Annotated in this window: 11 protein-coding genes; 2 read left to right on the top strand and 9 right to left on the bottom strand. The window is 43.9% G+C overall.

Features of this window, described 5'->3' with window-relative positions; translation table 11 throughout:
- Positions 1-85: 85 nt before the first annotated feature.
- The 5 genes from K339_RS0117750 to K339_RS0117775 all read right to left on the bottom strand — a co-directional run bounded on the left by K339_RS0117750 (position 86) and on the right by K339_RS0117775 (position 8,153).
- Entirely contained in the window at positions 86-1,090 is a 1,005-nt protein-coding gene (locus K339_RS0117750) for a M28 family peptidase (protein WP_028524794.1), read from the bottom strand.
- A gap of 69 nt (positions 1,091-1,159) precedes the next feature.
- A complete protein-coding gene (locus tag K339_RS0117755) occupies positions 1,160-4,219 on the bottom strand; it encodes a putative Ig domain-containing protein (RefSeq protein ID WP_169731873.1) in 3,060 nt (1,019 codons plus the stop codon).
- Positions 4,220-4,293: 74 nt separating this feature from the next.
- Positions 4,294-6,834: a putative Ig domain-containing protein gene (locus K339_RS0117760; protein ID WP_028524796.1), complete on the bottom strand. Its 2,541-nt coding sequence runs from the start codon at positions 6,832-6,834 to the stop codon at positions 4,294-4,296.
- Positions 6,835-6,927: 93 nt separating this feature from the next.
- Entirely contained in the window at positions 6,928-7,422 is a 495-nt protein-coding gene (locus K339_RS0117765; RefSeq protein WP_028524797.1) for a hypothetical protein, read from the bottom strand.
- Positions 7,423-7,538: 116 nt separating this feature from the next.
- Positions 7,539-8,153: a DJ-1/PfpI family protein gene (locus K339_RS0117775; protein WP_028524798.1), complete on the bottom strand. Its 615-nt coding sequence runs from the start codon at positions 8,151-8,153 to the stop codon at positions 7,539-7,541.
- A 266-nt stretch (positions 8,154-8,419) separates the two neighbouring features.
- Here K339_RS0117775 and K339_RS0117780 point away from each other — a divergent pair, with 266 nt between their 5' ends.
- Positions 8,420-9,184 carry a ferritin-like domain-containing protein gene (locus tag K339_RS0117780; protein WP_028524799.1) on the top strand — a complete coding sequence of 255 codons (765 nt, stop codon included), beginning with the start codon at positions 8,420-8,422 and terminating at the stop codon, positions 9,182-9,184.
- 15 nt (positions 9,185-9,199) lie between these two features.
- A complete protein-coding gene (locus tag K339_RS0117785; protein ID WP_028524800.1) occupies positions 9,200-10,000 on the top strand; it encodes a ferritin-like domain-containing protein in 801 nt (266 codons plus the stop codon).
- A 114-nt stretch (positions 10,001-10,114) separates the two neighbouring features.
- On the opposite strand, the gene K339_RS0117790 is transcribed toward K339_RS0117785, so the two are convergent.
- From K339_RS0117790 to K339_RS0117805, 4 genes are all read right to left on the bottom strand, one after another.
- Positions 10,115-11,023, bottom strand: a complete 909-nt coding sequence (locus K339_RS0117790; protein WP_028524801.1) for an EamA family transporter — start codon at positions 11,021-11,023, stop codon at positions 10,115-10,117.
- Positions 11,024-11,042: 19 nt separating this feature from the next.
- Positions 11,043-11,789, bottom strand: coding sequence for a peptidoglycan editing factor PgeF (gene pgeF, locus K339_RS0117795; RefSeq protein WP_028524802.1), 747 nt, complete (start codon positions 11,787-11,789; stop codon positions 11,043-11,045).
- A gap of 51 nt (positions 11,790-11,840) precedes the next feature.
- Positions 11,841-12,482, bottom strand: coding sequence for an orotate phosphoribosyltransferase (gene pyrE, locus K339_RS0117800; RefSeq protein ID WP_037300879.1), 642 nt, complete (start codon positions 12,480-12,482; stop codon positions 11,841-11,843).
- A 183-nt stretch (positions 12,483-12,665) separates the two neighbouring features.
- Positions 12,666-13,478, bottom strand: a complete 813-nt coding sequence (locus K339_RS0117805; RefSeq protein ID WP_028524804.1) for a universal stress protein — start codon at positions 13,476-13,478, stop codon at positions 12,666-12,668.
- Positions 13,479-13,629: the final 151 nt, after the last annotated feature.

Below are 13,629 nucleotides of genomic sequence, written 5' to 3' on the forward strand. Positions count from 1 at the left end.
TTCTTGGTTTTCGTGGTTATGAACTGTATTAATAAACAAAGAGTAACCACGGTTTCGGTTGTGAGCAACCGAAAGCACATTGGTTTTATTGTTCTTGGTACAGCACTTGCACTAAGGTTTGCCCGACGGCTTTGAGCGTTGTTGGGTCGATGTTCCGCATGTCGTCTGTGTGGGTATGCCAGGCGTCAAAAAAGGTTTTAGTAGGGTTATTCATTTGCAAATGAATAATATCCACCATTGGAATTTTAGCCGTTTCGTTCACTGGTAAATGGTCGTCAGTAATGGCCGCCCCATCTTCTTGAATAAAATACGCACTGTACCCAAGCTGGCCTGCGATGTTCCAAATATTCCGCGTGATTTCTCCCGCATATTGATTTGAAAATGCTTCTTTAGGAAACGTTGCACCTTTTGCCCCCACCATGTCTAGCAATACCCCGTAATATGCTGTATAGTTCGGAACGTGTTTGTTGGCCGCCCAATACTGCGAGCCTAGGCAAAAACCCGTAAATTTATCTTTGGCAACTTCAGCATTGCCACCGTCTTCTACGTCAAAAAACATAATATCAACCCCCACCGATGGCTTTTGAGCTGCTTGCTGAATCACCCTAGCTAGTTCAATTAGTACTCCTACGCCACTAGCGCCATCGTTGGCACCGTCGATGGCTCCTTTTTTGTTAGTCGGGTCTTCATCGGCCACTGGGCGGCTGTCCCAATGCGACGCCAATAAAATTCGCTTGGTGGCTTGCGGATTGATACTTCCAATGATATTGCGAGCGTTGAGCTTTGAGCCATCGTAATGCGTTGCCGTAAATTTTTGCTCGGTCACCGTACACCCAAGTCGTTTTAACTCCGCAACCAAGTAATCTCCGCACTTCACGTGGGCCGACGAATTAGGCACTCTTGGCCCAAACTTTACCTGATTGTCAATGTATTTATAGGCCGAATCTCCGTTAAACGCAGGAGCTTTTACAAGGCTGGCCGTCGAAGATGCGGTTGTTTGTTCTGAAGTCGATGAATCTGTACTGGTGCCACAATTCCAAAGCGTTATTGACGCCATTGCAGCTACCACCCACTTGGTTGATTTAAACATGGAGTTGATTTTCTATTTTTTTGAAAGTACAAAAGTAAGGCAAGTTTGGCATGTAAATGCTCACTTTTGCTACAGTTTGAGGATTTTAATGATTTTTTTAAGAGAACCACTTTCTAAGATTTTGAGAAAATAGGTTCCTTTGGGCAAAGCCAATGACATCATGTCAATATAGGCTGTCTCTTCTACCACTGTAATGGTTGACTTGTTCAACGAAAAACTACTTCCCGCAGCCGTCACCAGTTGGTACTCGACCGATGACAATTCCAAATCTTTGGGCAGTTTCACATTACATACTCGATCAAACGGGTTTGGATAAGCTTCCCAATCTTGCAATGTTTGGCCTGATTTTACCGTAAATTGGATAGTGGCTGCACTCACGTTGGCCGAATCATTAAAAGCAACTGCCTCTAAAACATACCGACCTGCGATTGGTACAAAACCAATTTCTTCATCAAAAAGGGTAAAAGGGAAGCGCGTTGCTGTATAATTTTTTGAATATGGCCCTCGAAGTACAAAATTCACTTTGGTCGCGGGGGCTTCACTATTGGCATACACGGTAATGCTTGGGGGCAGCGTAGCTTCTGTTAAAACATCGTCATTTTTCAAAATCCCCAAGCTTTTTCGCAACCCCGCTTTTCCTGCTTGAATCAGCTCAAAACTCAACTGAGCCTGCTTTACTTCTATGTTAAAGGTAGTTGTAGTTGAAGTTTCGTCATCGTCCACTGCCCGTAATGTCACAGAAAATATCCCTGCGGCGTTCGCTATTCCCGAAATTTCGTTGTTTTTAAAGGTGAGCCAAGACGGCAAATTCGGCGCTTCGATTCGATCGACGTACCCATTGGTATCATAAAAAAGTGAGTCAGAAACTTTGTATGAAAAACGCTGGGTTACGTACAATTGAGCGTTGGGAGGCGTGTATCTGAGCACAGGAGGCACATTTTGAGTTCCGTACAAATCAACCTTGATAACAAAAGCCGTCTCGACCGAATCGCCCCCATTGTCGTAAGCACGTATTCCTAATTTATAGGTTCCCAATTGCGTGGGCGTTCCATTCAACGTGCTTGTAACGGCATCGTAGGTAAGCCAAGAAGGAAGTCCTACGGCTTTTACTTTTATGATTTGTCCATCAGGATCGGTGAAAATAGAAGTCGGGACTCTGAAACGAAAGGCTTTATTTTGGGCAATTGTTTTTTCGGGCAACAATTGTTTGACAATCGGTGGACGGTTCAAAATTTTGACTTTAAAGGAGGTTTCGGCAAAAGCACTGTCATCGTCAATGCCGCGCAACGTTATCGTAAACGTCCCTTGTTCTTGTGGATAAGCCGAAAACTCTTTTGAATTGAACGACATCCAGGGGCGTAAACCAATGGCTTGAGTGCGAACAATCACACCGTCGGGATCATCAAAAATATCGCCCTGAATTGGGTACGAAATGGTTTGATTGAGTGACGATTCAAAATCGGGAAGAGTTCGCTTCACGACGGGTTTTTGATTGACATTCACTATTTTAAGCAAAAAACTCGTTTGCACCGTTGCTCCTTCATCGTCGATTGCTCGCAAAGTAATTTTTGACTCTCCAAGTTGATCGGGCACTGTACCCGTAAATGTACCATTTGAGAAAGCCAACCACTGCGGTTTTTCAAGCGCTTCGATGGTCACGATTTCACCATCAGGGTCTAAAAAAACGTCTTTGGGTAAGGTGTAAGAATACGTCTTTTTAGGTTTCGTAGCGCGGTCAATGATTGGATTTGCCACGACTGGATAGACATTGGCCGCCAAAATTCGCCAATATTCTTCGCCCAAAATATCTTCTTCTAATTTCACATCAATAGGCGATGGCTGCGCCTTGGCTCTCCACGCTTTCTCTACTATTACGGAAGTCGAGTCAAGGACTTCTGTCACCTTATAACTCATGCTCGCATTGCTCCTCACCTCCCCCCAAGGGTTATTTTTCCATCGTGCTGCCACTGGGCCAAAAATGGACGACAAGCGGGCATCTTTTGTACTTGCCACCATGGTCACGACATTACAGCCGTTTTCAAAACATTCATCAAAGTGTTTGATGAGTAAATCATTTGAATAAGCATCAGAGAAGAACGTTTCGTTCATTATCCATTTTCCTGGACGATTAGACCGAACCACGTCCGTGATAAAACGATGATTCCAATAAAGGTCGTTATGCACCTTGGTTCCGTCGGCGTTTTCGTCCAAATTTTTAAAGGCAATCGTACCCCGAACAGCCGCTTGTACATCAATGACCGCGCCGTATTCATTGACCACTTTATACGACGGATTCACCTGTTTAATGGTACGAATACTTTGATCAATAAAGTTTTTGAGCTGGAGGTGAGAAAACAAATACCAATCTTTCCCCGCGCGGGTTCGGTATGCAGGTAAAGGGCGATAAGCGGTAGTTGGAGGTCGAATGTCGTTTAGTGATGTAAATTTGGTTCCCCAGATGTAATTGACCTTATTGATGCGCTTATACTGCTGGGTAATCCAACTTTTAAATACCTCCAAAGAGGGCGACGAATAATCAAAACCCGTAGGGTATGCTTGTTTATAATCGCCGTTTAATTCTGTTTCATAGTGGTAGCCAAGTTCTTGAGTTGGGGTATTGACAAAAGTCACATACAAGATATTTCCTTGCGACTGGTAGGCATTATAACGTTGACATACTTCTTTTAAAAAACCTTGGGCTTTGGCCACCGTTGGAGCGTGGGAAAAGCTAAAGCAGGTTCGCCCATATACACCCCAAAGTTGTCTGCCCAAATCGTCATTCATGGTTTCATTCGACGTCCAAAAACCTTGAAGGCGTTCCGCTTTCCGTCCAAGCATGATTCGGATTCCCGCTTTCACACCCAGCCGCGCAATTTGTTCCATTTGGCGGTCAGACTGCCGCCAGTCGGGTTGTGAGGTTGCCGTTTTATACACTTCATCCCAATAAATCGTCAGTACGACCAAATTGGCTCCCGCCCCCACCGACTGCTCAATGATGTCGGCACCATAATCTGGTTCGGCATTTAGATTCAACAACTGCAAACCTACGTATCGCTGTTGCGCTCCCTGCTGTGCAACCGCCATCGTAGCCCAAATCACTCCTAACCAAATACCTACTATTTTTATCATTTTGGAATAATAAGTGGGTTGCTTATAACCCTTTACACCTGATAAGCGGGTTGAGAGTAACCCGCTACACTTGATTAATACTTGACGACTCGAAACACTTTCCATGTGGCATCTTCGAGTTGTAATTTTAAGAAATAAATGCCTGCCCCAAGTCGCAACTGCCGCAAATTGAACGAAATCTGCGTCCCTGAGCGGTACATTGTTTCTTCAGGCACAGTGATTTCTTGGCCCAAAAGCGTCACAAAACGAGGCGATGATAGTTTGCCCAAGGGGTGTTTGAGATGGACAAAATCAGTGGCTGGATTTGGGAATACCGACCAATCTTCTACCGAAATAGGTTGTTTTGAGGCTGGATCTGAGGGCAAAAATTCCAATTCATATTCTGTTGACGCAATCAGTTGTTTACGAAAATAAGCCTTACCTCTCAAAAAATACTTCCCTGCCGTCACTGGAAGGCCAGCGTCTCCTTCATAAAGCGAAAAGGGAGAGCTTGTTGTGTACGTTTTTTGGTACTGCGCACCCGTAATTTCCAAATCAAAAGCATCAAAAACGGCATCGCAATTGGCATACACATTGACCGCCGTTGGCAACTGATGTTGCAGCAATTGCTCTTTGGGCTGCAACCGTTTGATCAAAAATCGCTGTCCAGGTTTTCCCGCTTGGATTAAATCAAAGGAAACCGTGGGGTAATTGATGGTAATGGTAAAAGCTGTTTCAACAACTGCATCTTCGTCGTCATACCCCCTTACCCGCAACGAATACACACCAACAGTATCCGCCAAACCACGAATTTCACCTTTGCGGTACTGTGCCCATTCGGGCAAGCCAATGACTTCCATTCGGCTAATAAAGCCATCTGAATCAACAAACGTGCTGTCTGAAATTGAAAAAATAAAGGGTTGCTTGTACAACCCTACAGCATTGGAGATACGTTTGCGAAGCGTCGGTGCCTGATTAAAACGGCCTAAATTATCGACGATAATCGTAAAAGTTGTTTCAACCGTCGCCCCGTCGTCGTCGGTGGCTCGAACGGTAAAAGTATAAATTCCCATTTGGGTAGGCGTTCCTGAAAAAATACCATTAGAAAACCTAAGCCACGACGGTTGTCCTTGCAATACGACACTGCTTATGGCACCATCGACATCCACAAATACCTCTGAGCTCAAGCGATAAGAAAAGGGAGAGTTTACTTTAATGGTCTTGGTAGGTAGTGCGTTTTTGACATAAGGCGGGCGGTTAATCGCTCCTTGCAGCGAATCAGCCAAAATATCTTCGACCATCCGAATATTCACTGGACTTCGGTTTGACTCTGGCCCTGCGCGATTGGCCCATTCCCCATAAACCCCTCCACTAAAATAGCCAAACTCTAACACACGAGAAAGATTGTAGGTCATGTAATCCTTGGGCAAAACATCGACAAAAGGAGCTGATAACCACTTAGTAGCTGTACTTTTTAGAATAGGTTTGGCTTGCTCTAATACTTCTTTTGTACCGAGCACCACACTAATCCAGCGTGCGCCGTGGGCGTAGCTTTCGTCAAACTGTTTGGTAATAAGATCACTCGCTTTTTGTGCCTTAAAATCAGGAAAAACTTCATTCAAAATCCACTGATTTGGCAATACATTGCTTCGCAAAATATCCATCGAAAAACGGTGGTCATAGCGAACGTCGTTGTTGATTTTAACCCCATCCGTTCCTGAGTTTAAATCTCTGAACGCAACACTGCCACAAACCGCGCTGAGTTGGTCAAAGACTGAACCAAAATCGGTAATAACGCGGTAGCCCGAATGCACATTTTTGATGGTGCGGGTTGTTTGTTCAATAAACTGCTTAAAAATAGCGTGCCGAAACACGTACCAATCTTTTCCCGCCTGCCCCCAAAACACTTGGTCGCGGTTGGCCAAAGCCGTAGGTGGTTCTACTTCCTGAAAATCCTTGTATTCGGTTTGCCAAAAGACATTGAGACGGACAATTTTGGTATATTTTCTACTTAACCAAATTCGGAACTCTCGCTTCATGGCGGGCGAATAATCAAACACAGTGGGGTGAGGATACCCTTCCGACGAATTTTCGAAGAAATAACCCGTTTCTTGCGTAGGAGTTAAACAGACCGATACCCAAGAAATAATGCCTTGCTCTTGCGCAGTTTTATATCGCTCGCATACTTCTTTGATAAAACTATTGCCTTTATCAACCGCTGGCTGACTTGCAAAGCTAAAATACGTACTCGCATAACCCGATACCAACGCACGGCCTTGCTGGTCGCGCTGCCGTTCTTCATTGGACATAAAGCCTGCAATTCTGCCCTCATTGCGGCCCAAATAAATACGCAACGCGACTTTTACGCCCAATTTTTGGGCCAAGGCAATTTGGCTATCGTATTTTTTCCAATCGGGCTGAGAGGTGGCCGAAGGATACACATAATCCCAATGTATCGTTAAGTGAACTGCATTACAGCCTGCCTTTACGGCCTCTTCCATCATATCGAGTTCAGCATCCGCCGCCCGACTCAAATTGAGTTGAAGATAAGCCAAATACCGTTGCTGGTCGTTGGCATATACTCCCGAAACCATCAACATCATCCCCAACCACCACAAACACCATTGACGCTTCATAAGATGTGGATTATTAAAATGAAAAAAGGTTAGAAAGTAAAGAAAAGCAACGTTTTCCTAACTTCCTAACCTTCAAAAATATTAAAAGGTTACTTAAATCGACTTTTTACCCGTCATACGGAAAGTATAAGTGTAAGCTCTGCCCAAGCTATCTTTTTCATTTGAGACGTTCTCGAAAGTGATGGTATTGTTTCCAATTGTACCAATCTTCACGCCAGTATCCAACATTTCGTATTCAGATGTACCTTCAACTTTTTTCAATTCAATACTGTCAAACGCATCGCTGTCTTTTTCAGTTTGACCGTTGGTATATTTTACGGTTTGAACAAAGGCAATTGTAACAATGTTCGACGCTTTTTTGGCAACGTCCAATACGGCCGTTAGTTCATAACCGTTGCCTTTGATTGGTAAAGAAATGGTTTCAGAAATTTCAGACGTCGCAGTAGCATATTTGATTGACTCTGTTATTTTGTCAACATTGTATGTTCCAATCACCTGTTCGGCAGGTTCTGGTTCTGGTTCCGTTTTCGAGCAGCCTGCCAAAAGTGCTACTGCGAAAAAGAGAGATGCGTAAAGGTATTTTTTCATGGTGATTGAAATGTTAAAGTGGCTTTTTTCTATGTATAACTGGGAATTCTTAGGCAAAGTATTAAATCTTTGGAAAAATTACAAATAAGGGCATTTTTGTTTTGGTATATCTCTGCTCAAGGCCAATAGTCGTATTGTGCATAGCGGGCAGCTTCGGTGGCAATTTCTGCCCCTAGCAACTTGCTAACTACGTAATAGGACATGTCAATGCCCGCCGAAACTCCCGCCGATAAAATTACGGTTCCATTATCCACGTACCGAACTTTCTCGACTACCTCAATCTCAGTAGAAATAGCCCGCAACGAATCAAGCGCCATAAAATGAGTGGTTGCTTTTAAGCCATTTAGTAAACCCGCTTGTCCCAGAATCAACGCCCCCGTACAAACCGACAAAAGGAGTTCTACTTGTGTCGCCTGTTTTTTAACCCACTCCAACACTACGGGGTTATTCATTTCACGTCGGCTACCAAAGGCTATCCCATCAGATGTATAACCTCCTCCACCAGGAATCAGTACGATGTCGGCTTTGGGCATGGTATCAAAGGTATAGTCAGGAGTAACTTTCAGGCCGTTTCTTGCTACAATGGAAGATTTTTCGGCCACCGTAAATACATCAAAAGGTTTCTGCGGGAGCGTCCGTAAACCTGCTACACTAAAGACCTCATAAGGCCCTGCAAAATCAAGCACTTCGACCTCGTCAAAGAGAAAAATGGCTACGCTTCGTGTCATCATTTTTTTATTTTAAAGATTTTCAACAAAAAATAATTATTTTTTATATGTTTTTAATACAACAAAAACACAACTCGAATTAATATAACAACCTGGTTATCTGCGTGTAAGTACACAGTATTCTTTTAAAAATTTCATTTGCAATATTTTTTATATTCTCTTCTTTTTCTGCTGTTTTTTTTCTCCTAAATCCGTCACATAAAAGCCAACCGTACATACGGATGTATTTGATTTCCAAATGCAATTAAACGTTACAATGCCTTATTTCTATGGAAAAATCAACTATTTCAGAAACAAAAGCCAAAGGACCAACAGTTCCTAGCATTCCTTCTGCAGAGCGAAGATTATTTTTGCGCCACTTAGGCATCTTTGCCGCATCTACTACTTCGTTTTTGATGGCTTGTTCGAAAAGCCTCGACCTTACACCTACTGGTGGCTCGGTGGCCCATTCTGGGGCAAGGATAAATGCTGATGGCTCTATTGATTTGGGAGCAGGCGACATTGGCATTCTCAACTATGCTTATGCTTTGGAACAACTCGAAACCGCTTTTTACACCGTTGCTCAGGAAAAAACGGCAGGGCTAACCTTTAATGAACTTCAAATCTTGCAGGAAATTAGAGAGCATGAATTAGTACACCGCGAATTTTTCAGAGCAGTATTGGGGGCAAATGCCATTCCTGACCTAGACTTTGACTTTTCGGGGGTTAATTTCAACGACCGTAACAACGTTTTTCAAGTTGCTAACATCCTCGAAAGTACTGGAGTGGGCGCTTATAATGGCGCGGCACGTTATATCAAAAACGCGGATATTATAGGAATTGCGGGTAAAATTGTTTCGGTAGAAGCCCGCCACGCTTCAGTTACAGGGCACATGTACTTGCCATTGCCTGGTTCTACTTACTCTTTCGGATTCGGTACGACTGATTCAAATGGTTTGGATATCGTATATAAGCCATCGGAAGTACTTCCTGTAGCGCAAGGGTTTATCAAACAAAAACTAAGCGGAGCCAATTTACCAACCACCAACGCCTAAAATCATAGCAAAACCATGAATATCTTCAATATTCTTTCTGACATTGAAAAAATTGACGGTGATGCCACCGAAAAGTTCAATCACTCTCGCCGCAAAATGTTAAAGACAACCTCTGTTGCAGCGGCAACAAGTAGCCTTTTTTTTGCAGGTGTACTAAATAAAGCCTATGGGCAAAGTAACACAATAACCGACGTATTGAACTTTGCACTTGTGCTCGAATACCTCGAAGCAGAGTTTTACATGAAAGGGATGCAATCAAGCCTCAATTTTGGCCCTGACCGAGGACTCATCAACGAAATTGCGAAGCACGAAGCCCAACACGTCGCCTTTCTTAAAAGTGCATTGGGAGCTAGTGCAGTAGCAAAACCTGAGTTTGATTTTACTGCAAAAGGTGCTTTCCCCAACCCTTACACCAACTATCCTGTATTTCTTACCCTAGCACAAGCTTTTGAAGACACAGGGGTTCGTGCTTACAAGGGACAAGCTCCCAATTTGGCAAGCAACCGAGATATTTTAGAGGCAGCGCTTCGTATTCACTCCGTAGAAGCTCGTCACGCTGGGGAAATTAGAATCATTCGTAGTATGTCGGCCTATGCCAGTGAAATGAACACGGGTGGGGTTCCTGCCGCTATCTATGCGCGTGAAAACAACACAACCCACGTAGCAGGGGTTGACATTGTGGCGCTATCTCAGCCAAAATTGCTGTTCCAAAATAGTGCTTCTCAAATGAGAGCTATGAAGTTTGCGCAAGATTCGTTTGATGAGCCTTTGACAAAAGAAGAAGTATTGGCCATTGCTGGGCCGTTTATAAAATAAGCGTTTGAATCAAAAACGCGCGTGGGATTCTTTTTCAGCCTTAGCCTTGACGCCTAAGCATTTTAATGCAATGGCGTCGAGACTAAGGCTAATGTAATTTAATAAGAAAGCCACCTAACTTTTCACCGAAAAGCGACGCCCCAACGTAATCAAAACCACTCCCGCCAACACCACCGCCGAGGCTACTAAAGATCGGCTACTTGGCACTTCGTGAATAAACAATGCTCCCAATATGATGGCAACAACAGGATTGACATAAGCATAGGTAGCGGTCAAGGTTGGGGGCGCATGGTGCAGCAGCCACACATAAGCCGAATACCCCACAAACGACCCCATAACGATAAGGTAGGCCAGAGAAAAATAGGTTTGGGTTGTCATGTGCGACAAGGACTCACTCATTTTTGGCTCTAATGCCAAACTCATTATCAGCGAAAAAACGCCCCCCCCCAGCATCTGAATGGCAGTAGTTTGCATACGCGGTGGCATGTCCAAATAAGGGGATTGTAACGAACCCCACGCCCAAGTGATTGACCCAATAAATACCATAAATGCTGGCCAAAGAGGGATTTCACGGGTGTGTTCTTGCCCAAAAGGGTTTAGCAAAATATACATTCCAACCAACCCAACACCTAGACCCAATACAGTTGTCCATGAGGGTTTTTGGCGAGCAAAGAAGTAATAATCCAAACCCACCATCCAGCCTGGCAAAGTTGCCACCAACAAAGCCACTAACCCCGACGGCATATAACCAATGGCATACGCCACGGCGCAGTTTCCGATGCCGCTCAACAAAACGCCTACCCAAGCCGCTGATAACCATTGTTTAAGCGAAGGAATGCCATATCCTCTGAGCAAGGTAAAGGCAAATAAAAGGACACCGCCCACTAAAAATCGAATGGTATTGGTCAGCAAAGGCGGTAACGTTTCGAGGGCATAGCGAACACCTAAAAAAGTAGAGCCCCAAATCACGTACACCAACAGAAGATTAACCCAAAGTTTTAACGAAGATGAAGAATGTTGCATTGTAGAATAATTCTCTAGTTTACTCTTTTCGCCCAATAACTGCCAACATTCGGCCTGTTTGCCCCTTTTCTAGTCGATACGAGAAAAAGGTCTCGTTGTGCGTAATGGTTGAAAATGAGGAAATCTCTATTTGATTTTTTGGAATACCAAAAGCTACTAATTGAGCAGCATTGGCACGTTTTAAATCGACTAAGTATTTGTTAAGCCCTGTATCAAAGCGTTTGAATTCGGTCTCAAATTGTTCAGCTACTTCCTCTCCTACTTCAAACGAACACTCGTCGATGCAGGTTCCCACGTAGGCGAAACAATCTTTGGCTTGTGTCCCGTAAGTTTCGGCCATGGTTGTCAAGGTTTTGCGAACAATCTCAGCGACAGTTCCACGCCAACCCGCGTGAACAGCCCCTACGGCCAACTGTTTTGAATCAAAAATCAAAATCGGGGTACAATCTGCCACCGTCACTCCCACAAATACATTTGGTTCATTGGTCACCAGTGCGTCGTACCCTTCGGCACGGCCACCTTTTTCAACAATTTGCACTTCAGCACCATGTACCTGAAATGACGACGCAAACTGAGTTTCTTCAATGCCTAATTGTTGAAAAAAAATAGCTCGATTAGCCTGAATATTTTCAACAGCATCTTGGGTATTAATTCCCAAATTCAGCGACGAAAACGGCGGGCTACTTACTCCGCCAAGGCGGGTGCTTTCGGCCGCAATTAGGTGACTAAATGGAGAGAATATAGATGGGATAATCACAGAGCTCATACGAGAAGAATTAAAAACGCCTCGACAAAATGCCGAGGCGAGACAAATTTGTTATACGCCCCAGCTTCCTGGGTCTTTACGCCACTGAGCCAACGTTTCTAATTGACCTTCAGTTACATAATCCAATTTTAAAGCTTCCTGTAATAAGCTATCGTAATTGCTTAAACACATGAGCTCTACTCCTTTTTGGCTAAAGTTTTCATCGGCTAGCGCAAAACCATAGGTAAAAATTGCCGCCATTCCCAACACCTCAGCTCCTGCCTCACGTAATACATCCACGACTTTCAATGAACTACCGCCCGTCGAAATCAAATCTTCCAAAACCACTACTTTTTGGCCTGGCAAAATACGCCCCTCGATTTGATTGCCCATGCCGTGCTTTTTGGGTTCTGGACGTACATACGCATAAGGCATATGAAGTACATCTGCAACAAGCGCTCCTTGAGCAATTCCTGCCGTTGCTACTCCTGCAATCAGTTCGGCTGCGGGAAAAGCAACTCGAATGGCATCTGCAAGGGCATTTTTGATGTAAGTCCGTACTTCGGGGTACGAAAGTGAAAGGCGATTATCACAATAAATGGGTGAATTCCAGCCCGAGCTCCATTTGAAAGGTTGGTCGGGACGAAGACGAATGGCCTCGATATTGAGTAAGTGCGCCGCAATCTGACGCGATACATCCGAGTGGTTTTGCATGAAAATGCGTGCAAATGCACGAGTTTGAAGTTACTAGATACGCTATTTTGTGGGGCAAAATTACGCATAAAAAAAGAATGGCACGCCCCGCGCACCATTCTTTTCTGATTTTATATGTCCCTGTCAGACGATAGTCAGACAGTTGTTTGGCATAATGCTGTCTGACTATCGTCTGACGGTATGTTAATGACTCACCAAGACTGGTATATCCGCGTGATTGACAACGTCTTCGGCAATACTTCCATTGATAAAGTGATCAAAGCCCTTGCGGCCGTGCGTGTACATCACTATAATATCTGCTTCCACTTCCTTGGCATAATCCAAAATTCCTTGCTCAACGGTATCATCATTAAAAATGGTAAACTCGTAATTTGTTAAGCCTAACTCAAGTGCCAGTTTTCCCATCTCATTTTTCAACTGCGGCCCGTCAAATTTTGCCATTCCGTTATCAACATACACAAAGTATGGTTCAATTTGCGCGGTATCCAACAAGGCCAATGACGTTTTAATAAATCCAATATTTTCAAAATCAATGGCTACTACGACGCGTTTAAACGCCACAGTAGGCGCTTTTACCACCAACACTGGACAATGAGCATATCGCACAACTTGCTCTGCATTAGAACCTTTCGTCCACTCTTTCCAGCCCGTTGCACCCGTAGAACCCATCACAATAAGGTCAACGTTTTGCTGCGCCACAATCGACGCCAGCGTATCAGTATCCCGCATGATTTTGAAACGAAACTTCACCCCATCATACTTTGGCTTGTCCACCATGTCTTTGAGGCGATCTTTCGAGTCTTGCGTTAGGTACTTATAAAATTCATCTTTCGACTCATAAAACTCGTTGTCAATCATGGTGTATTCGAGCGTTGGAAAAACAATTTTCTTCAACAGATACACCGTTGCTCCTTGTTTTTTTGCAATTTCTACGGCTACATCAAGCGCATATTCAGAGACATCGCTCAGGTCGGTGGGGACAAGGATCGTTTTCATTTTAGGGAGAATTAGTTGGTGAACAGGTCAAATTTCTTTATTCAACCCACTAAAAAATATGATAAAACGCATTTATCTTGGCTGATAATTGTCACTTCTCTACAATTATTCGCACCTTCGCACGTTAGAAAAGTCAAGTTTCAAGAACTCT

The organism is Runella limosa DSM 17973 (assembly GCF_000482465.1).
In the GTDB taxonomy this organism is placed as follows: domain Bacteria; phylum Bacteroidota; class Bacteroidia; order Cytophagales; family Spirosomataceae; genus Runella; species Runella limosa.